This is a genomic window from Idiomarina sp. (genome assembly GCF_048265525.1).
In the GTDB taxonomy this organism is placed as follows: Bacteria; Pseudomonadota; Gammaproteobacteria; order Enterobacterales; family Alteromonadaceae; genus Idiomarina.
The window spans coordinates 289,338-309,159 of record NZ_JBLXBI010000003.1 but is presented as its reverse complement, the minus strand read 5'-3'; the positions used below and the strand labels follow the sequence as shown (position 1 = coordinate 309,159).

General features: G+C 47.7%; 18 protein-coding genes and 2 tRNA genes. 14 read left to right on the top strand and 6 right to left on the bottom strand.

From position 1 onward, the window contains the following. Positions 1-115 precede the first annotated feature (115 nt). The 10 genes from aroQ (at position 116) to ACN0TF_RS09025 (ending at position 10,399) form a co-directional block, all read left to right on the top strand. Positions 116-574, top strand: a complete 459-nt coding sequence (gene aroQ / locus ACN0TF_RS09070) for a type II 3-dehydroquinate dehydratase (RefSeq protein WP_011235510.1) — start codon at positions 116-118, stop codon at positions 572-574. A 14-nt stretch (positions 575-588) separates the two neighbouring features. Beyond that, positions 589-1,044 (top strand): acetyl-CoA carboxylase biotin carboxyl carrier protein, encoded by a 456-nt coding sequence (gene accB / locus ACN0TF_RS09065; RefSeq protein ID WP_317497547.1) that lies wholly within the window; start codon positions 589-591, stop codon positions 1,042-1,044. A 20-nt stretch (positions 1,045-1,064) separates the two neighbouring features. Next, positions 1,065-2,414, top strand: coding sequence for an acetyl-CoA carboxylase biotin carboxylase subunit (gene accC / locus ACN0TF_RS09060; protein WP_417441661.1), 1,350 nt, complete (start codon positions 1,065-1,067; stop codon positions 2,412-2,414). Positions 2,415-2,417: 3 nt separating this feature from the next. After that, positions 2,418-3,299 carry a 50S ribosomal protein L11 methyltransferase gene (gene prmA / locus ACN0TF_RS09055; RefSeq protein WP_417441660.1) on the top strand — a complete coding sequence of 294 codons (882 nt, stop codon included), beginning with the start codon at positions 2,418-2,420 and terminating at the stop codon, positions 3,297-3,299. Positions 3,300-3,423: 124 nt separating this feature from the next. Beyond that, positions 3,424-4,395: a tRNA dihydrouridine synthase DusB gene (dusB, locus tag ACN0TF_RS09050; RefSeq protein ID WP_417441659.1), complete on the top strand. Its 972-nt coding sequence runs from the start codon at positions 3,424-3,426 to the stop codon at positions 4,393-4,395. A gap of 7 nt (positions 4,396-4,402) precedes the next feature. Then, on the top strand, positions 4,403-4,696 hold the full coding sequence (fis, locus tag ACN0TF_RS09045) for a DNA-binding transcriptional regulator Fis (protein ID WP_011235515.1): 294 nt from the start codon (positions 4,403-4,405) through the stop codon (positions 4,694-4,696). A 78-nt stretch (positions 4,697-4,774) separates the two neighbouring features. Further along, a complete protein-coding gene (purH, locus tag ACN0TF_RS09040) occupies positions 4,775-6,331 on the top strand; it encodes a bifunctional phosphoribosylaminoimidazolecarboxamide formyltransferase/IMP cyclohydrolase (protein WP_417441658.1) in 1,557 nt (518 codons plus the stop codon). Between the two features lie 86 nt (positions 6,332-6,417). Then, positions 6,418-7,245, top strand: coding sequence for a class I SAM-dependent methyltransferase (locus ACN0TF_RS09035; RefSeq protein ID WP_417441657.1), 828 nt, complete (start codon positions 6,418-6,420; stop codon positions 7,243-7,245). Positions 7,246-7,263: 18 nt separating this feature from the next. Beyond that, on the top strand, positions 7,264-8,547 hold the full coding sequence (gene purD / locus ACN0TF_RS09030; RefSeq protein WP_417441656.1) for a phosphoribosylamine--glycine ligase: 1,284 nt from the start codon (positions 7,264-7,266) through the stop codon (positions 8,545-8,547). 73 nt (positions 8,548-8,620) lie between these two features. Next, positions 8,621-10,399 (top strand): bifunctional diguanylate cyclase/phosphodiesterase, encoded by a 1,779-nt coding sequence (locus tag ACN0TF_RS09025; protein ID WP_417441655.1) that lies wholly within the window; start codon positions 8,621-8,623, stop codon positions 10,397-10,399. Here ACN0TF_RS09025 and maoP read toward each other — a convergent pair. Together maoP and ACN0TF_RS09015 are read right to left on the bottom strand one after the other, a co-directional pair. Beyond that, the gene (gene maoP / locus ACN0TF_RS09020) at positions 10,383-10,748 is read right to left on the bottom strand and encodes a DUF413 domain-containing protein (protein WP_272988573.1); all 366 of its coding nucleotides are present in this window, start codon (positions 10,746-10,748) and stop codon (positions 10,383-10,385) included. The genes ACN0TF_RS09025 and maoP overlap by 17 nt on opposite strands. A 111-nt stretch (positions 10,749-10,859) precedes the next feature. Continuing rightward, positions 10,860-12,083: an Nramp family divalent metal transporter gene (locus ACN0TF_RS09015; protein WP_417441654.1), complete on the bottom strand. Its 1,224-nt coding sequence runs from the start codon at positions 12,081-12,083 to the stop codon at positions 10,860-10,862. A gap of 166 nt (positions 12,084-12,249) precedes the next feature. Here ACN0TF_RS09015 and ACN0TF_RS09010 point away from each other — a divergent pair, with 166 nt between their 5' ends. The 3 genes from ACN0TF_RS09010 (at position 12,250) to ACN0TF_RS09000 (ending at position 16,232) form a co-directional block, all read left to right on the top strand. Further along, positions 12,250-14,091, top strand: a complete 1,842-nt coding sequence (locus tag ACN0TF_RS09010; protein ID WP_417441653.1) for a GNAT family N-acetyltransferase — start codon at positions 12,250-12,252, stop codon at positions 14,089-14,091. Between the two features lie 2 nt (positions 14,092-14,093). Further along, complete coding sequence (locus ACN0TF_RS09005) at positions 14,094-15,011, top strand: histone deacetylase family protein (protein WP_417441652.1); 918 nt, start codon at positions 14,094-14,096, stop codon at positions 15,009-15,011. 135 nt (positions 15,012-15,146) lie between these two features. Continuing rightward, entirely contained in the window at positions 15,147-16,232 is a 1,086-nt protein-coding gene (locus tag ACN0TF_RS09000; RefSeq protein ID WP_417441651.1) for a dicarboxylate/amino acid:cation symporter, read from the top strand. A gap of 72 nt (positions 16,233-16,304) precedes the next feature. On the opposite strand, the gene ACN0TF_RS08995 is transcribed toward ACN0TF_RS09000, so the two are convergent. The 4 genes from ACN0TF_RS08995 to orn all read right to left on the bottom strand — a co-directional run bounded on the left by ACN0TF_RS08995 (position 16,305) and on the right by orn (position 18,709). Then, positions 16,305-16,380, bottom strand: a tRNA-Gly gene (locus ACN0TF_RS08995). Positions 16,381-16,411: 31 nt separating this feature from the next. After that, positions 16,412-16,487 (bottom strand) — tRNA-Gly (locus ACN0TF_RS08990). A 94-nt stretch (positions 16,488-16,581) separates the two neighbouring features. After that, positions 16,582-18,117: a BCCT family transporter gene (locus ACN0TF_RS08985; RefSeq protein ID WP_417441650.1), complete on the bottom strand. Its 1,536-nt coding sequence runs from the start codon at positions 18,115-18,117 to the stop codon at positions 16,582-16,584. A 40-nt stretch (positions 18,118-18,157) separates the two neighbouring features. Continuing rightward, a complete protein-coding gene (gene orn / locus ACN0TF_RS08980) occupies positions 18,158-18,709 on the bottom strand; it encodes an oligoribonuclease (protein WP_417441649.1) in 552 nt (183 codons plus the stop codon). 69 nt (positions 18,710-18,778) lie between these two features. On the opposite strand from orn, the gene rsgA reads away from it, so the two are divergent. Then, positions 18,779-19,822 carry a small ribosomal subunit biogenesis GTPase RsgA gene (rsgA, locus tag ACN0TF_RS08975; protein WP_417441648.1) on the top strand — a complete coding sequence of 348 codons (1,044 nt, stop codon included), beginning with the start codon at positions 18,779-18,781 and terminating at the stop codon, positions 19,820-19,822.

Below are 19,822 nucleotides of genomic sequence, written 5' to 3'. Positions count from 1 at the left end.
GTAAAGTGCTGCAATCTTGCTTTTTTCCCCTATAATACTGTTGTTATAGGAACCCAAACTGAAAGTTGTGGTCACTTTTAATAGTTTTCGTAACTTCACAGCAAATGGCGGCACAATGGCAGAACGTTTTAAAATATTAGTGCTCAATGGCCCGAATCTAAATTTACTGGGGCAGCGTGAACCAGAGCTTTATGGTAAGCAAAGCCTGGATGATATCGCTGATTCGCTGGGAGCCATTGCTAAACAACACGCAACAGCATTAGATTTCCGTCAGTCCAACGCTGAACACCAGTTAATTGACTGGATTCAGCAAGCCGCCAAAGACTCTGTAGATTATATTGTGATTAACCCGGCAGCCTACGCACACACCAGTGTGGCATTACGCGATGCGTTATTGGCTGTGAAAATCCCTTTCATTGAAGTGCACCTTTCCAATATTTATCGCCGTGAGAGCTTCCGCCACCATTCGTATTTAGCGGACGTAGCTGACGGCGTTATCTGCGGGCTTGGCGCCCGTGGTTATGAATACGCTTTACAAGCAGCTTTAACAACATTGAACAACACAGATAACTAAAGGTAGACGTTAGCATGGATATCCGAAAAATTAAGAAACTGATCGAGCTCGTTGAAGAATCTGGCGTAGCAGAACTGGAAATTACCGAGGGCGAAGAGTCAGTTCGGATTAATCGTTACAGTGCGCAGCCTGCACCGATGCAATACGCGCCACAACCGCAGCAAGCGCCTCAACAAGCCCCACAGTCTGCTCCGGCAAACCAACCGGCGGCTGAACCAGCCAGTGAAGAAATTAGCGGCCACGTTGTTCGCTCTCCTATGGTTGGAACCTTCTACGAAGCTCCATCGCCTGATGCAAAGCCTTTCGTTACTGTTGGCTCTCGCGTTAATGCCGGTGAAACACTGTGCATTATTGAAGCAATGAAAATGATGAACCAGATTGAAGCAGACAAATCCGGTGTCGTTAAACAGATTTTAGTAGATAACGAAGAGCCGGTTGAATTTGATCAGCCACTGTTTATCATCGAATAAAGTAACCGCAGGTATTTGTCATGTTAGATAAAGTGGTCATTGCCAACCGTGGCGAAATTGCACTGCGCATACTGCGAGCCTGTAAAGAGCTCGGCATTAAGACAGTGGCAGTTCATTCAACGGTTGATAGAAACCTTAAACACGTTTTACTTGCAGACGAAGCAATTTGCATAGGTAAAGCGCCAGCGAACGAGAGTTACCTGAATATTCCCCGTATTATCAGCGCAGCTGAAATTACGGATGCAGCAGCTATTCACCCGGGTTACGGCTTTCTGGCCGAAAACGCCGATTTTGCTGAACAAGTTGAGCAGTCCGGTTTCATTTTTGTTGGACCAACGCCGGATCTTATCCGTCTTATGGGCGACAAAGTGTCAGCTATTAAAGCGATGAAGAAAACCGGTGTTCCTTGCGTTCCGGGGTCAGATGGCCCTCTGGATGACGACGACGAGCGTAATAAGAAACTTGCTAAGCGCATTGGTTACCCAATTATTATTAAAGCAGCAGGCGGCGGTGGTGGCCGTGGTATGCGGGTTGTACGCGAAGAGAGCGAATTACTCAGCTCTATCACTATGACTCAGAACGAAGCTCGCGCAGCCTTCGGCAACCCTGTTGTTTATATGGAAAAATTCCTTGAAAACCCTCGCCATGTGGAAATTCAGGTTCTGGCCGACGGACAAGGCAATGCCATTCATTTAGGTGAACGTGACTGCTCGATGCAGCGTCGTCACCAGAAAGTGGTTGAAGAGGCACCTGCGCCGGGCATTACCCCTGAAATGCGTAAATTTATTGGTGAGCGTTGTGCCAAAGCTTGTGTAGAGCTGGGCTACCGTGGAGCCGGTACATTTGAATTCCTGTACGAAAATGGCGAATTCTATTTCATTGAAATGAACACCCGTATTCAAGTTGAGCATCCGGTTACCGAGATGGTCACAGGTATCGACTTGATTAAAGAGCAGTTGCGCATTGCAGCTGGTCGTCAGCTTTCGGTCAGCCAGGAAGATATTGTCATTCGCGGTCATGCAATTGAATGCCGGATTAACGCCGAAGACCCTGAAACCTTTACACCGTCGCCGGGCACTATTACCCGTTTCCACTCTCCTGGTGGCTTTGGTGTGCGTTGGGACTCACACGTTTACGCGGATTACAAAGTACCGCCGAACTATGACTCAATGATAGGTAAGCTTATTACTTACGGCGAAAACCGTGATATTGCTATTGCCCGTATGCGTAATGCCTTAAATGAATTGATCATCGAAGACATTAAAACCAATATTCCTCTGCAAAAGTCGATTATGGCAGATGAAAACTTCCAGCACGGTGGCACCAATATTCACTACCTTGAGAAAAAACTTGGTATAGGCGGGCATTAATTAATGCCCTGGATACAACTAACCCTTTCCTGTAGTGAAGAGCATGCGCCCCAAGTGGGTGACATGCTCATGGCCAACGGCGCTCAGGCGGTAACTTACCGCGACGGCGCCGACACGCCCATTTTTGAACCCCGCCCCGGCGACGTTATATTGTGGGAACACACTCTAGCCACCGGCTTATTTGACGCCGACGCGGACATCAAAGCCATTATTGCTAACCTGAAACAGTCCAACATTTTCGGCAGCGACTTGCAGTACAAAGTCGATGCACTGGAAGACAAAGACTGGGAACGCGAATGGATGGATAACTTTCATCCTATTCAGTTTGGCGAGAATTTATGGATTTGCCCCAGCTGGCGGGAGATACCAAAACCTGAAGCCGTTAATATTTTGCTCGACCCCGGCATGGCTTTTGGTACCGGAACACACCCAACAACCGCTATGTGTCTGCGCTGGATAGACGCCAACCCACCAACCGGCAAAACCGTAGTGGATTTCGGTTGTGGCTCAGGGATATTAGGCATTGCCGCATTACTATTTAAAGCAGAACACGTAGTTGGCATTGATATTGACCAACAGGCGCTGATTGCGACCAAAGATAACGCTGAGCGTAATAAGGTGGGCGATAAATTTAGCCTTTATCTACCCAGCCAACAACCTAAAACCCAGGTGGACTTGGTACTTGCCAATGTCCTCGCCGGCCCTTTACGAGAGCTAGCCGATACCATACTCGGCTTCGTTTCCCCCGGCGGACAACTGGTTTTATCCGGTATACTGGAACGGCAAATAGAAGGGGTTATTGAGGCTTACCAACCGCACATAAAATTCGATACCCCGACTATAGACGGCGACTGGGCAATGCTCAGCGGTACCCGCGTTGGTTAACAAGCGTACGCTTTGTCAATAGTAAAAAATGAAAAAAAGACTCAAATTGCGTAATAAATAGCCTTTTCTTTATTGCGCAAATTCCCTAAAATTCCTCACCCTTTCGCTGAGTAGTTTTTAACCGATGCGGATTGGTCCATATCAACTCGACAATCAGGTCATATTAGCTCCCATGGCTGGAGTTACTGATCAGCCGTTCCGTCAGCTGTGTTACAGCACGGGGGCTGGGCTTACAGTATCAGAGATGCTGTCCAGTAACCCTAAGGTATGGCAAACCGATAAATCCAGGCAGCGCATGGATCATTCGGGAGAGCTGGGCATTCGTGCTGTGCAGATAGCGGGCTCGGAACCGGCATTAATGGCCGAAGCAGCGCGCGTGAATGTGAGTATGGGTGCGCAGATTATTGACATAAATATGGGCTGCCCGGCGAAAAAGGTAAATAAGAAGATGGCTGGCTCGGCGCTTATGCAACATCCCGAGTTAGTAGAAGAGATATTAACAGCTGTGGTTGCAGCTGTTGACGTTCCGGTAACACTGAAAACCAGAACCGGTTGGGATCCTGAACACAGAAACGGTATTGATATAGCGCAGCTGGCAGAACGTTGCGGTATTCAGTCTCTTGCCATTCATGGTCGTACTCGTGCCTGCATGTACAAAGGCATTGCCGAATACGACACCATAAGGGCAATTAAGAAGGCTGTTTCTATCCCGGTAGTGGCTAACGGCGATATTCGTACACCACTGCAGGCTCAACAGGTTTTAGAGTACACCGGGGCCGACGCCATTATGATTGGTCGCGGCGCGCAGGGTAACCCCTGGCTGTTTCGGGAAATTGCTCATTTTCTTGAAACAGGACAGGAGCTAAGCCCGCCGTCCTTAACCGAAGTGGCTGAGACCGTTATTCATCACGTTGGCAAACTGCACGAATTTTACGGCAGTTACCAGGGTGTCAGAATCGCCCGGAAACACGTTGGTTGGTATTTAAAAGAAAAAGCCAGCAATGATGAATTCAGGCAAACATTTAATCGTCTTGAGGATGCCAGCGAGCAACTTAAGGCACTTGAAGATTATTTTGTCACTGTAGAGAAGAGATAAGCGCATTATGTTTGATCAAAACCCTAGTCGTGAGAACGTATCTCCCCTAACCACTATCGGCAATAACGCACAGCCAAAGCCACTGCGTGATTCCGTAAAACAAGCATTGAACAGTTTTCTGCGTCAGCTTGATGGTCAGGATCCTGAAGAACTTTACGAGTTAGTGCTATCTGAAGTAGAAGCACCGTTACTTGAAGAAGTCATGACTTACACCCGGGGTAATCAAACCCGCGCCGCAACAATGTTAGGCATTAACCGCGGCACCTTACGCAAGAAGCTGAAAAAATACGGCATGAATTAAGAAGTTTTTTGGGCGCCTTTTGGCGCCCTTTTTTTATTAACCTCCCCGTAAGTTAACTCAGTATAGAAAGGCAAAACAATGGAAACCCGTCCAATCCAACGCGCTTTAATCAGTGTTTCTGATAAAACCGGTATTGTTGAGTTCGCTCAAGCTTTAGCTAAAAAGAACATTGAAATTCTCTCTACAGGCGGTACAGCCAAACTGCTTCGTGACTCAGGCATTGCCGTTATTGATGTTTCTGAACATACCGGTCAGGAAGAGATTATGGGTGGGCGGGTAAAGACACTGCACCCTAAGGTTCATGGTGGTATTTTAGGTCGCCGCGATGTCGACCAGAATGTTATGCAGGAGCAAAATATTGCTCCTATCGATATGGTTGTAGTAAACCTGTACCCCTTCGCTGAAACAGTTGCTAAAGAAGGCTGTTCTCTCGAAGACGCTATTGAGAATATCGATATTGGCGGTCCGACCATGGTTCGGGCAGCCGCTAAAAACCACAAAGACGTGACCATTGTTGTAAATGCCAATGACTACCAGCGCGTGCTTGCTGAGCTCAATGAGCACAATGGGGTCAGCCACAGCACTCGCTTTGACTTAGCGGTAGCAGCATTTGAGCACACCGCTCAATATGATGGCATGATTGCAAATTATCTTGGTAAGCAGCTTAGCGAAAACGACTTCGCGCGCACATTAAACCTGCAAGTATCGAAAAAGCAGGACTTACGCTACGGCGAGAACTCGCACCAGTCGGCCGCATTTTATACTGAGCGCAATGCACCAAAAGGGACAGTTTCCAGCGCCACTCAAATTCAGGGCAAAGCGTTGTCCTTTAACAATATTGCCGACACAGACGCGGCACTTGAGTGCGTAAAAAGCTTTGTTGAACCAGCCTGCGTTATTGTTAAACACGCAAACCCGTGCGGTGTTGCAATAGGTGAATCTATTACCGACGCGTATGACCGCGCCTTTAAAACCGACCCAACCTCCGCATTTGGTGGCATTATTGCTTTTAACCGCGAGCTGGATGAAGCAACCGCAACCGCTATTGTTGAGCGTCAGTTTGTGGAAGTTATTATCGCTCCGAGCGTCAGTGAAAGCGCGAAGGCTGCTGTTGCCGGCAAAAAGAACGTCCGTTTGCTGGAATGCGGCGAATGGTCCGATACTGTTGAGCAACTGGACTACAAGCGCGTCAACGGCGGTTTACTGGTACAGGACACCGATAACCAGGACTTCATTCAGGACGATCTGAAAGTCGTCACCGAAAAACAGCCAACCGAAGCACAGATGACTGACTTATTGTTCTGCTGGAAAGTCGCTAAGTTTGTTAAGTCTAATGCCATTGTTTATGCCAAAGACGGTATGACCATAGGTGTTGGTGCAGGCCAGATGAGCCGGGTTTACAGTGCCAAAATTGCAGGAATTAAAGCCGCGGACGAGAACCTCAGCGTACCGAGTTCGGTCATGGCGTCAGATGCTTTCTTCCCATTCCGTGATGGCATTGACGCCGCAGCTGAAGCCGGTATAACCGCTATCATTCAGCCAGGCGGTTCTATCCGCGACGAAGAGATCATTGCTGCTGCCAATGAACACGGTATTGCGATGGTCTTTACCGGCATGAGACATTTCCGTCACTAAGCACCTTTGCTGATAATTGCAGCATTGCGTCAGTAACGTTTGGGGGCTAGTCTTATAGGCTAGTTCTCAACTCTACAGGTGATAGTATGAAAAAAATAATAACTTCTGTTTCCGCCATTGCACTAGCAAGCGTCCTTGGCGCCTGTTCGCCGGCTCCTGAAGCCGACTCTTTGCAAGCCGCTGTTGACCATGAATCACGTACTGACAAGTATCAGGCTCGTGACGAATTTCGTCATCCCAAAGAAACCTTAGAGTTCTTTGAATTAGAGCCAAGCATGACGGTCGTCGAAATTTGGCCGGGCGGCGGTTGGTACACTGAAATACTGGCACCTTACCTTGCCGACGAAGGGCAGCTATACGCAGCTCACTTCCCGGAAAATTCAGACAGTGACTATTACCAGCGTTCACTGGAAAACTTTAAAGAAAAACTCACCACGAACCCGGTTTACGGGAACGTCGAATTAACCGAATTCGCGCCAGGTGAAGACACCGATATAGCGCCACCCAGAAGTGCGGATCGTATATTAACGTTCCGTAACCTGCATAACTGGTACATGCAGGAAGGTGAAGAAGGCGTGCTGCAAGCTTTCCGTCACTTTCATCAGACATTAAAGCCTAACGGCATGCTGGGTATCGTTGATCATCGCTTGCCCGAGTCAGCAGATGCAGAAGCTTTTAAAGACTCAGGTTATGTGAAAGAAAGCTGGGTTATAGACTTAGCCGAACAAGCCGGCTTTGAGTTTGTCGCAAGCAGTGAAGTTAACGCAAACCCGAAAGATACAGCCGATCATCCTAAAGGTGTCTGGACTTTACCGCCAACCCTTACTCTGGGTGATGAAGATAAAGAAAAATATGAAGCCATTGGTGAAAGTGATCGCTTCACTTTAAAATTTCAAAAACCCGTTACAGACTAACAGGATACAACTAACCTTATGAAAGTACTGGTCGTTGGCGGCGGAGGCCGTGAGCACGCTCTGGCGTGGAAAGCAGCGCAATCAAGTCAAGTTGACAGCGTGTATGTTGCACCCGGTAATGCAGGTACAGAGCGCGAGCCAAACCTGACAAATGTTGCCATTGGTGCCGAAGATATCGACGGTCTTCTTAACTTTGCCAAAAAGGAAGGTATAGAGCTGACTATCGTCGGGCCGGAAGCGCCATTAGTTGCAGGTATTGTTGACCGCTTTAACGAAGCCGGACTGGCGGCTTTTGGCCCCACCGCAAAGGCTGCACAGTTAGAAGGCTCTAAGGCCTTCAGCAAAGACTTTTTGCAGCGTCACAACATACCCACCGCCGATTACCAAAACTTTACCGAGGTTGAGCCTGCTAAAGCTTATGTCGCTGAAAAGGGTCTTCCTATTGTCATTAAGGCCGACGGACTGGCCGCTGGCAAAGGCGTTATTATTGCCGAAAGCCAGGAACAGGCTGATGCCGCTATCGACGACATGCTGGCCGGTAACCGTTTTGGCGATGCCGGTCACCGCGTGGTTATCGAAGAGTTTTTACGTGGCGAGGAAGCCTCCTTTATCGTAATGGTTGACGGTAAACATGCCATACCTTTTGCCTCAAGCCAGGATCATAAAGCTCGCGATAATGGTGACAAAGGTCCAAATACTGGTGGTATGGGAGCTTACTCGCCGGCTCCGGTCGTTTCTCCGGCCATCCATGACTGGGTTATGCGCCATGTTATTAAGCCCACAGTAGACGGAATGGCTGCAGAAGGTGCGCCTTATAAAGGCTTTCTGTACGCAGGTTTAATGATAGCCGAAGACGGCACCTCCAAAGTACTGGAATATAACTGCCGCTTCGGCGATCCAGAAACTCAGCCTATTATGATGCGGTTAAAGTCTGATTTGGTAGAGCTTTGCCAACAGGCAATTGATGGTAAGCTCAATCAGGCCCCTATCGACTTTGACGAACGCGCCGCAGTTGGCGTGGTTATGGCCGCGGGTGGATACCCTGAAAGCTATGCAAAAGGTGACGTCATTCACGGTTTGCCGGATCACGCACCTGAAAACCAGAAGGTATTCCACGCCGGTACTAAAATGGATAATGGCAAGGTGGTCACTAGTGGTGGTCGAGTTTTGTGTTGTACGGCTTTGGGTGACACTGTTACAGAAGCACAAAAACTGGCGTATCAACTGGTTGATCAAGTGAGCTGGAACAACGCGTATTACCGCACGGATATCGCCCACCGCGCCATTAAACGCGAGGGATAAATACTTACCTCCTGTCATAGCACTGTCATAAAATAAAACTAAGCTTTTATGTTGTGCTGTAACAGGAGGTTCCATGTCAGGATCTGATTTAACTCAAGAGCTGTTAAGCCTTATTCAGGAAAAACAGCTTTATCCTCTATTCCAGCCTGTTATGGACACTTCCCGCGGAATTGTTATTGGTCACGAAGCTCTTATTCGCGGCCCCAAGAGCCACCCACTTGAGTTCCCGGATCGCCTGTTTTCTCTGGCCAGCCAGGTACAGTTGCTATCTGAACTGGAGCTTGCCTGCCGCTCGGCAGCTATGGAAGCGTTTCAAAAAAACGCAATGCAGGGAAAGCTGTTTCTTAACGTAAACCCTAACGTGTTGCAGGACGACAGCCACCCTCATGGCTCAACCTTACGCTTGTCTCAGCAATTCGGCATAGCGCCGGAACAAATCGTTATCGAAATTTCTGAGCGCTATCCAATTGAAGACACCGAGAACTTAAAACACGCTATTATTCACTATCAGAAACTGGGCTTTATGATAGCAATTGATGACTTAGGTGCCGGCTATTCAGGTCTGAAACTCTGGTCAGAATTGCGTCCTGATTATGTAAAAATAGATCGATACTTTATCCATTCTATTGAAACATCCTCAGTAAAACGAGAATTTGTACAAAGTATCTTATCGCTGGCCACCAGTCTTCGCACAAAGGTTATCGTGGAAGGCATTGAAACACCTGATGAACTCGAGCAACTGCAGGCTATGGGAGTCAACTATTGTCAGGGATTTCTGCTTGGCAGGCCTGCACTTTTCCCAGTTTTGGAGGTTCCACCTACGCTGCTGCTACCAAATCATCATGTCGCATTAAACTATCAAAGCACTATCGCCAGTGTGGTTGATACCGTCCATTGCGTTTCTGCCCAGACTCGCTCATCTGAAGTACTTGATACCTTTACACAGGACAAAACGTTATCTTCCCTGCCCGTTATCCATGAGAAGAAAGTTGCAGGCATTATTCGAAGAGAAAAGATTATGGAGCTTTTTTCCGGCTCCTACGGTCATGCGCTTTATGCCAATAAGCCGGTTTCTTACATTATGAACGAGCACCCTCTTTCTGTTGACTGGCAAACGTCGCTGGAAGAAGTCAGCCAGCTTATTACCGATAACGATGAAGTCGATATTTATCAGCACATTATTGTGACCAAAAAAGATGTTTACTATGGTGTGGCATCCATTAAAAACCTGTTGCGCAGAATAACCGAATTAAAAGTTAACAATGCACGCCATGCCAACCCTTTAACCCAACTACCGGGCAACGTGGCCATTAACCAGATTATTGAAGATCAGCTTTCCCGGGCGCGCCCATTTCACGTAGCCTATTTTGATCTGAACCATTTTAAGCCCTACAACGACATTTATGGGTACGAACAGGGCGATCAAATTATTAAATGGCTGGCGCAGATACTGCAAAAGCAATTATTCAGACACGGTCATTTCATTGGTCACATTGGCGGGGACGACTTTGTCGCCATTTTCAAAGACACAGATAAAGAACAAACCGAACAACAATGTAATAAAATTATCAGGGATTTCGAGCAGGATATTACCCGTTTTTATCATCAGGAACACGTTGCTTTAGGGGGGATAAAAGCGCTATCCCGAAACGGCGCGCCGGTTTTTTACCCTTTACTGGGGCTCGCTATAGGAGTCGTTCAGCCTGACCCTTCCGAGTGTTTATCGCATCACGATGTCGCACTGCTGGCCAGTGAAGCCAAAAAAGAAGCGAAACAATCTGACGGCAGTCATTGCTACATGTGCCACCGCCAAAAACCGAGACGTTTACGCCAAATCAGTCCTCAACAATAAGGTCATCTTCGGTGTCCGAGGCTGAACTGAAAGTGTCATCAGCAAATTTCCCCCGACCATACATACTGGCAACTTTAGGCCGATGAATTCGTGCCTGATATTTGGCCCAAACTTTTTCTACAGTACTAACCGGAGCTTGTTCGCCTTTACACGCGGCCAGTAATTCAATGTCTTCTTTCAACGTCGGCTTAAATTCACCGTTCAGCATAGCTGTAATCAAACAACCATAATGAGTCAATGCATCGCTTTCACGAATTGAAAAATCGCCGGAGCGTGAAAAGCCATAAGGATAGTTACGGAAATCGTTAAACGGTTTCTTTAACAGTAATTCACGGGTCATCTTGGTCATGGGTAAGCCCTTCCTACAGACTAAAAACCAAACAAAAGTCTGTCGTTGTATACGACAAAGACGATATAGAGCTAACTCAGAATTTTGTCAATAAAAATTCTCAGAATTCTTTTACCAAAACCCAAAAGCGGAACCGAGACTTCTGCCACTTAACACCACAGAAATCAGAAAAATAATTGCAGCTAAAATGTTTTGCAGCAGTGAGTTACGATATTTTCCCAGCAAAGGGCTTTGGCAAAGCCACCAGAGAAAGCCGACTATCACGGGCAGCAAAATACCATTAGCCACCTGTGCAAACCAAATAACGGTAACTGGCTTGATACCAACGCTGGAAATAATAATGCCAATTACCAGAATCGTGAACCAGATAATTCGAAAAGCTCTGCTGCGTAAATTAACCGACCACCCCATAATCCCACAGAGTGCATAAGCACTGGCTAACGGCGCTGTTGTTGCCGACGAAATACCCGCCGCAAACAACCCTATTGCCATTAAGTAGGTGGCTCCGTCTCCAAACAATGGTCTTAAAGATTCAGCCAGGTCGCCAGCGCTTTCTATCTCAATTTTCTGACCAAAAAAAGCCGAGGCGGCCGTAGCCACAATGGCCATAGAAATAAGGCCACCAAAAGGAATAGATAGGAAGAGATCACGCCGCGCGGCAGGCAGTTCTTCTGCCGTTTTCCACTTTTTTGAAACACTGGATGCATGCAGGAAAATATTATAAGGAACCACGGTTGTGCCAATTAAAGCCACGACCGTTAAAGTCGCTCCGGTAGGCATGGAAAAACCAAAGGTACCAGTGAATAACGCCCCCCAGTCAGGGTCTGTTAATAGAAACGTACCGATAAAAGCCACGCTCATTAGCAGCACCATAACGATAAGAGCTCGCTCTATCACGCGGGCATTCCCGGACCAGAGTATCAATAGCGCAATAATACCAATGACAAGCGCCCAGGCATTACTCAGCCAGACATCAAGTACAGGTACCGGTCCAAGCAGTTCGCTTGCACCCAGGCTAGCCCCGGAAAGGTTGCCCCCCTGATAGACACTATTGCCAATAGCAATAGCACTAAAAATGAGCAACAACGCCAGCCACCGAAGCCAGCCAGAGGTTAAATTATTACGAATATTCTCGCCCAGACCAGCTTGAGTGACTAGCCCAATACGGGCAGACATTTCCTGCAAAATGACGCAGGCGACAACGGAAAATAGCAATGCCCACAGCAGTGCATAGCCGAAATTAGCGCCAGCTAATGATGCGGTAACCACCGTACCCGGACCAATAAAAGCCGCAGCGACCAGGGCGCCCGGCCCAAAGTTAGACAGTTTCAACATAAATATTCCTATTCCCCGGAGACAACAGAAAAGTTAAATTTATGAGTAACCCATTTATTGTTTTTATTTTGCATGGGAAGCATGTCCGTTTGACGGTAATTTAACCGCTGAGTCTATCTCACTTTAGAGGATTGCACAAAACACCTCACTGCGGTAAAACAGTGCTATGACAAAGACAAAATTAGACTGGTCAAAAATACTAAAGTCCGGGCAGAGGATCTTTATAGGTTCGCACGCGGCAGTGCCTACGGCTCTTATTGATGACCTGATAGAAAATGCGAAAAACCTGCACGATATTGAAATTGTGCAGTTAATGACGCTGTCTGATAACAAGTGGGCAGGTCCTCAGTATCAACAACTCTTTAAGGTAAACACCTTTTTTATTGGTGGCGATACGGTACGAACGGCGGTTAACGAAGGACGCGCAGATTACACCCCCAGCTTCATTTCCGACATTCCGAATTTGTTCAGTAACGGAATTCTTCCGCTGGATGCGGCCTTAATTATGGTCAGTCCCGCCGACAAGTACGGCTACCATTCTATGGGCGTGTCGGTTGATGTGGTTGCGGCGGCAGCTAAGTCTGCCAATACAGTGATAGCTCAGGTTAACCCTAATATGCCGGTTACCTATGGTCAGTCGTTTCTGCACACGAATCAGATTGATCATTTTTGGGAACATGCGGCACCACTACCGGAGCTGGCACCACCGAGCCTGGAAAATAATAAAATCATTGAGCGCATAGGCCAGTACATTGCTTTGCTGGTTGAAAATGGCGCTACTCTGCAAATTGGTGTGGGCACTATTTGCGCGGCGGCACTGCGTTACCTGAGCAATCACAAAGATCTTGGCATTCACAGTGAGCTTATCACTGATGATGTTATGCACCTTATGCTCAAAGGGGTTATCAACAACCGGAAAAAAACCTTCCACCCGAATAAAATCGTCACCAGCTTCTGTATGGGTTCTAAAGCGTTGTATGACTTTGTTGATCACAACCCCCACGTTGGCTTTTACCCCAGCGAGTACGTTAACTCGCCGGCCAATGTCGCCCGCAACGACAAACTCGTAGCTATTAACAGCGCCATTGAAGTGGACTTAACCGGACAGATTGTTTCCGACTCCATAGGACATCAGTTTTACAGCGGTATTGGCGGGCAAGTTGACTTCAGTCGTGGCGCTTCCTTAAGTAAAGGTGGTAAGCCCGTCATTGCCCTGCCATCAACCACCGAAGACGGTAAGGTATCGCGCATTGTGCCTTTTATTCGTGAAGGAGCCGGAGTGGTCACCACACGAGGGCACGTGCACTATGTCGTAACCGAATTTGGGGTGGCGTCGCTGCGCGGGAAAAGTATCCGCGAACGCGCATTAGAGCTGATTCGTGTTGCCCACCCTAAATTCCGTAGCCATCTGTTACAGGAAGTACGCAAACACTACTGGGTGCCCAACTACCAGCAACAAACCCCTGTCGATGTGCCTGAACTTGGTGACATCGGCTTTAAAAAGCTAAAAATTAATAACGAGTCTTTTGACTTAAGACCACTGTATCCATCGGATGAACGACGATTGCAGGAGTTTTTCTACTCTCATACCAAAGAAACTCTGCAGCTACGATACAACGCAGTGCCCACCAACATGACCCGGGAGAAATCCTGCAATTTGGTCAGCGTTGATCAATCCAAAGACCTGGCTCTGTGTATTGTTCACCAAAAGGGCTCAGCGGTTCAAATTCAGGCCGTAGGACGTTACTACTTCATTGAGTCTCAAAATAGCTGTGAAGTGGCTTTTGTTACCCGTGAGAAATATCAGGGGCGCGGCATGGCGGGGATGTTACTAGACGAAATGATCCGTATTGCCAAAGAGCGCAAGCTGGACAGTATGCAGGCCTATGTTCTGGCAGCTAACAAGCCCATGCTAAGCGTGTTTGAGCGCGGAGGTTTTAAGCGCCTACCCAGTGAAGAGCCCGGAGAAGTGCTGCTGAAACTCGAGCTGAACGAGGACGCAGACTAGCTATGTCTATCGTTGTTTTTAGTCACTCAGATTGCCTGGAGCATATTCCTGATGAACAACACCCGGAGTGCCCGGCTCGCATAGCGGCCATTAACGACCAATTGATTCGCTCCGGAATGGACTTTGTGCTGGTCAGAAAAGACGCCTCCGACGCGCCTCTGGAGGCTATTTACAGAGCTCACACCAAAGAGCATGTCGACTTTGTTTTCGCGCAAATTCCGGAGTACGACCACGAGTGGATTGATCCGGACACCTTAGTAACCACAGGCAGTAAAAGCGCCGCCCTGAAGGCTGCCGGAGCCGCCATCAATGCAGTGGATGATGTACTGACCACTTACAATAAACAGGCCTTTTGCGCCGTTCGGCCTCCCGGACACCACGCCACTCGCGATAAAGCGATGGGCTTCTGCCTGTTCAATAATGTTGCTATTGCCGCTTATCATGCTCTGGAAACGCACGGACTTGAACGCGTTGCCATTGTCGACTTTGACGTGCATCACGGTAACGGAACAGAAGACATTGTTCAGAACGATGAACGCATTTTATTTTGTTCGTCTTTTCAGCAGGCGTTTTACCCCTTTACCGGCGAAGACACCAGCGCAGACAATATCCACAACGTTCCCTTACCCGCAGGATGCAAAGGCCCACAATGGCAAGAAGCCGTTAGCCAACAGTGGTTTAAGGCGTTAGATGACTTTGCACCACAACTCATACTGATTTCTGCTGGCTTTGACGGCCACGCCGAAGACGACATGTCGCAATTCTTACTAAAAGAAGAAGACTACCACTGGATAAGCCTCAAGCTTAAAGAAATTGCCGATAATCATTGCGACGGCCGTATCGTATCTACGCTCGAAGGCGGGTATAATCTCAGCGCTTTAGGCCGCAGCGTGGTTGCGCATTTAAAAGGCTTGCTTTAATTAGCTAAGGCTTAGATAGCGCCTAAAACAGCAGGCCTCCATTCGTAAAAACATTCATAAAAAGAGTCGAGTATTAGGGGATTAATTCTTAAGCTAGTTGCGGGTATTGTCGCCGGTATTCTCATTGGGCTATATATGCCCGAGTGGGTCAGCCAACTGTTATTGACCTTTAAAGCTCTGTTCGGTCAGTTGTTATTCTTCACTATCCCATTACTTATTTTATTCTTCATTACCAGCGGTATTGCCAGCTTACCAAGCAACTCCGGAAAAATGCTGGGGAAAACCTTAGGTATTGCTTATGCCTCTACCGTCATCGCGGGTATTGTTGCATTTTTCGCCGCCAGCCTTGTCGTGCCCTGGCTGACCACCGATGCTCAAAGTGTTTCTACCGAAGCCAAAGCCACTATCGAGCCCTTTATTGAGCTGTCGGTTCCACCACTTATGGAAGTCATGTCAGCCCTGGTTTTAGCCTTCATATTTGGACTGGGCATTGCCAGTACCAAAGCAGAGAGTTTGAAAAAGCTATCGGACCAGGGCCGTGACATTATCGAGCTGCTGTTGGTTAAAGTCATTATTCCATTACTACCGCTATATATTGCCGGTATCTTTGCTGAAATGGCTGTTGCAGGCACGGTATTTAACACCCTGAAAACCTTTGGTGTAATACTGATACTCGCCGTTGCCCTGCACTGGGTTTACATTACCTCTATGTACATTATGGCAGGTATAAAAACCGGTCGTTCACCGCTGTTTTTAATCAAGAATATGCTGCCAGCGTACTTTACCGCATTAGGCACAATGTCGAGCGCGGCCACTATTCCGGTCACCCTGCAAAGCGTGCGTAAAAACAAAGTCGATAACGACGTAGCCAACTTTACCGTGCCACTTTGCGCTACCGTTCACTTAGCCGGCTCCACAATTACCATTGTCAGCTGTGCGGTCGCGGTTATGGTGCTGCATAATTCGCTGGCCATTCCCGGTTTCTTTACCATGCTGCCGTTTATTTTAATGCTTGGCATTGTCATGTTAGCCGCACCAGGTGTGCCCGGCGGCGCCGTTATGTCAGCGGTTGGCCTATTGGGTTCAATGCTGGGCTTCGGCGAAACCGCTATCGCCTTAATGATAGCCTTGTACATGGCACAAGACAGCTTCGGTACCGCCTGTAATATTACAGGTGATGGTGCTATTGCTATGTTTGTGGATAGTTCGAAGAAGAGTTAGCAAACGAAGATTCAGAACATTTAGTCGCTGGTGCGTATTAAATTCAATTTAAACGTACTAGCGATTAAAACTTGGAGCGGGAAACGAGATTCGAACTCGCGACCCCAACCTTGGCAAGGTTGTGCTCTACCAGCTGAGCTATTCCCGCGTATTGGTACTTCTGGTGGAAAGACTGACGTTGGAGCGGGAAACGAGATTCGAACTCGCGACCCCAACCTTGGCAAGGTTGTGCTCTACCAGCTGAGCTATTCCCGCTTCGTCAGTGCGGCGTGTATTCTACCCATTACGCCGCATTCGTCAATATTTTTTCGGAAAAACATCTCTATTTGTAGAAGATTTAGTCAGGTGTTCATTGGGACTGTTCCTCATACATAGCTTTCGCGGTCTGAGGCCCGGTCCATAAAGTGGGTAATATCACTAACGACACCGGCAATGCCGTAATAACAATAAACTGCTGTAGAACACTAATTTGCCCAGCTCCCATATATAGTAAAACGGCCGCCATAACCGCCATAGCCCCACCCCAAAAAACACGAACCCAAGGCTGAGGTTCATCATGGCCGGCGCCAACCATAGCGATTGAATAACTCATTGAGTCACCGGTAGTTGCTACAAATATTGTTGTTAACAGCAAAATAGCCGTAGCCATTATTTTACCGCCAGGTAATGCCTGTGCGACGGTCAACGTCGCTACATCAAACTGAAAGTTGGTCAAAGGCTCCGTTAAGTCGAACACACCTTCGAGCTGATAGAAGATGCCTGAGCCGCCGAGCAGAGTAAACCAAAGTGTTGTCGCAATCGGCGCAATAACCGCCACTGATAAAACCATTTGTCTAATCGTTCTGCCTTGAGAGATTCGCGCCACAAATACCGCCATCAACGGTGTGTAACCAATAAACCAGGCAAAAAAGAAGACTGTCCACCATTTCATCCACCAGTCGGGTGCGGTATTCGTTGTCATTGTTGCCATTTCGAAAAATGAACCAATATACTGCCCCATTCCTTGCAAGTAGCTATTGGCCAAAAATAGTGTTGGTCCGAATATCACGATAACAGCAGCTATGGCTATAGCCAGAAATACGTTCATTCGGCTAAGAAACTGAATTCCCTTGTGTAGCCCCGTAAGTGCTGAAATCATGTAAATTGCAGCCAGGCACAAAAGAATAACAAGCTGCAACGCAAAGCCATCCGTCGCGCCGAACAGCTCACTCAGCCCGAAACTCACTTGCGTCGCCAGAAAACCAATTGGCCCCACGGTTCCGGCAACAACGGCAATGACGCAGCATGAGTCTATAACACTCCCGAAAACGCCTTTCAGTGCTCTTTCACCAAAAACAGGGTAAAGCAAGGTTCGGGGTTGCAAGGGCTTGCCCTTAACATAATGGGAGTAGGACAGCACAATTGCAGAGAGTGACCCTAAAACCGCCCACGCTAAAAACCCCCAATGCATAAAGCTTTGAGCCAAAGCTGGTGCAATCGCATTTTGTGTGGCGGCTTCCGCAGGGCTAACAGGTGGAGTCACCAGAAAGTGATAGACAGGCTCTCCCGCCGCGAAAAAAACACCGCCGCCTGCAAGCAATGTACAAAGAATCATTGAAAGCCAGCGGAAAGTGCTAATTTCAGGTGTAGACCTTGCTCCAATTCTGGCTTTTCCATAACGACTAAGCGCAATACCTAAGGCTATGAAAAACGTGAGTATTAGCAAAGTCTGAAAGAACGACCCTAAGTATTTGGCCGTCCAGGCGAAACCCGTTTCTATGGAAGCTGCCGTAAGCTCAATATTCCAAAGTGACAAGCCCAAAAACAGGATAATAAACCCCATTGTCAGAACCAGTACGACTTTATCGCCTACACTTTTTGCTTTCGACATTTCATTTGGTTTCATATTTCTTCCAGCCTGGTTGAGCAATAAATTCTAATACCGATTAAAGTCGTAAAAAGTTTTCCCGGTAATGTTTCAGTTCACCAATAGACTCCCGAATATCCGCTAAAGCCTCATGTGCACCTGATTTTTTAAAGCTATTAGCAACTTCCGGATTCCAGCGTTTAGCCAGCTCTTTTAATGTGCTCACATCTAAATTCCGGTAATGGAAAAAGGCTTCCAGTTCAGGCATATGTTTTGCCAGAAAACGGCGATCCTGACAGATACTATTACCGCACATTGGCGATACGCCAGCATCAATGTACTGCTTTAAAAACTCAATGGTCTCTGCAGCCGCTTTGCGCTCGTCGTGCTGACTCCCCTTTACCCGCTCAACCAGACCGGAGCCGGTGTGCGTTTTTACGTTCCAGTCGTCCATTCTGTCCAGGTACTTTTGTGGCTGATGAACCGCAATAACAGGCCCTTCGGCCAGAGTGTTTAACTCGGCATCGGTGACTATGGTAGCCACTTCAATAATGTGATTTTCATCAGGCTCCAGACCTGTCATTTCAAGGTCAATCCAAATTAAGCGTTGTTTCTTATTGTCCTCGGTCATTACCCTGCTCTCTCAATACAATTTGTTGTATGATAGCGTCATTTCTAGCACGACAACAGGTTAACGGGCTTGGTAAAACGCAGACGTCTTAACAAAGGTCAGCAACGGCAAGTATCAGTCAATCAGAAAAAGCGACTGAAAAACACCGATATAGAGTGGACTGACAGCCAGCTTAATGCACCGGAACCCGGTCGCGTTATAAGCCGCTTCGGCCAACATGCCGATATCCGTGACGAGCAGGGAAACACCTATCGCTGCCATATTCGCAGAGTTATCAGTAGCCTGGTCTGTGGCGACAGTGTTTTATGGTCCAGATCTTCGGTTGAGCAACAAGGAATGCAGGGTGTTGTGGTTGCCGTTCAGGAACGCGACAGCTTGCTTTCTCGTCCCGACTACTACGACGGTCTTAAACCGGTTGCCGCTAATATTGACCAGATATTTATTATCTCTAGCGTATTGCCGAGCTTCTCCTCCCCGATTATCGATCGCTACTTAGTCGCTTGCGAAGACATTGGCATAGAACCGGTTATTGTCCTGAATAAAGCCGATTTACTGCCGGAAATAGACGAAGAAGAGCGCAACCATATCCAGCAGCGCTTACAAGACTACGAAAGTATTGGCTATAAAGTCCTTAACGTCAGCAGCGCGACTCAAGATGGTCTGGATGCCCTGCAGGACATGCTAAAAGACAGTATTTCTATTGTGGTTGGACAGTCCGGGGTAGGCAAATCCTCGCTGGTCAATCAGCTGTTACCTGACGTGAACGCCGAGACGAATTTCGTGTCCGATAATTCAGGATTAGGACAGCACACAACCACGGTTGCTACTTGGTATGATTTAAAGCAAGGCGGTGCACTGATTGATTCTCCTGGAATTCGGGAGTTTTCATTGTGGCATCTGGAACCCGAGCGAATAGCTCGTTGCTATGTGGACTTTCGCGACTATTTAGGCGGCTGTAAATTCCGTGACTGCAAACATGCAGACGACCCGGGTTGTGCATTACAGGAAGCTGTCAGCAACAATCAATTGCATGACTGGCGTCTTTCTAATTATCATCGCATTATTGAGACTATGAAAACACAAAAGCCCAGTCGGGCAATTCGAGGTAAATAA

What these genes read in the sequence shown, in the direction of transcription:
- prmA (WP_417441660.1), top strand. Translation starts at nt 2,418, where the DNA reads ATGCCCTGGATACAACTAACCCTTTCCTGTAGTGAAGAGCATGCGCCC.
- ACN0TF_RS09015 (WP_417441654.1), bottom strand. Translation starts at nt 12,083, where the DNA reads ATGTTGAAACTGTCTAACTTTGGGCCGGGCGCCCTGGTCGCTGCGGCT.
- ACN0TF_RS09005 (WP_417441652.1), top strand. Translation starts at nt 14,094, where the DNA reads ATGTCTATCGTTGTTTTTAGTCACTCAGATTGCCTGGAGCATATTCCT.
- ACN0TF_RS09025 (WP_417441655.1), top strand. Translation starts at nt 8,621, where the DNA reads ATGTCAGGATCTGATTTAACTCAAGAGCTGTTAAGCCTTATTCAGGAA.
- dusB (WP_417441659.1), top strand. Translation starts at nt 3,424, where the DNA reads ATGCGGATTGGTCCATATCAACTCGACAATCAGGTCATATTAGCTCCC.
- accB (WP_317497547.1), top strand. Translation starts at nt 589, where the DNA reads ATGGATATCCGAAAAATTAAGAAACTGATCGAGCTCGTTGAAGAATCT.
- aroQ (WP_011235510.1), top strand. Translation starts at nt 116, where the DNA reads ATGGCAGAACGTTTTAAAATATTAGTGCTCAATGGCCCGAATCTAAAT.
- purD (WP_417441656.1), top strand. Translation starts at nt 7,264, where the DNA reads ATGAAAGTACTGGTCGTTGGCGGCGGAGGCCGTGAGCACGCTCTGGCG.
- orn (WP_417441649.1), bottom strand. Translation starts at nt 18,709, where the DNA reads ATGACCGAGGACAATAAGAAACAACGCTTAATTTGGATTGACCTTGAA.
- ACN0TF_RS09010 (WP_417441653.1), top strand. Translation starts at nt 12,250, where the DNA reads ATGACAAAGACAAAATTAGACTGGTCAAAAATACTAAAGTCCGGGCAG.
- purH (WP_417441658.1), top strand. Translation starts at nt 4,775, where the DNA reads ATGGAAACCCGTCCAATCCAACGCGCTTTAATCAGTGTTTCTGATAAA.
- fis (WP_011235515.1), top strand. Translation starts at nt 4,403, where the DNA reads ATGTTTGATCAAAACCCTAGTCGTGAGAACGTATCTCCCCTAACCACT.
- maoP (WP_272988573.1), bottom strand. Translation starts at nt 10,748, where the DNA reads ATGACCAAGATGACCCGTGAATTACTGTTAAAGAAACCGTTTAACGAT.
- accC (WP_417441661.1), top strand. Translation starts at nt 1,065, where the DNA reads ATGTTAGATAAAGTGGTCATTGCCAACCGTGGCGAAATTGCACTGCGC.
- ACN0TF_RS09035 (WP_417441657.1), top strand. Translation starts at nt 6,418, where the DNA reads ATGAAAAAAATAATAACTTCTGTTTCCGCCATTGCACTAGCAAGCGTC.
- ACN0TF_RS09000 (WP_417441651.1), top strand. Translation starts at nt 15,147, where the DNA reads ATGCCCGAGTGGGTCAGCCAACTGTTATTGACCTTTAAAGCTCTGTTC.
- ACN0TF_RS08985 (WP_417441650.1), bottom strand. Translation starts at nt 18,117, where the DNA reads ATGAAACCAAATGAAATGTCGAAAGCAAAAAGTGTAGGCGATAAAGTC.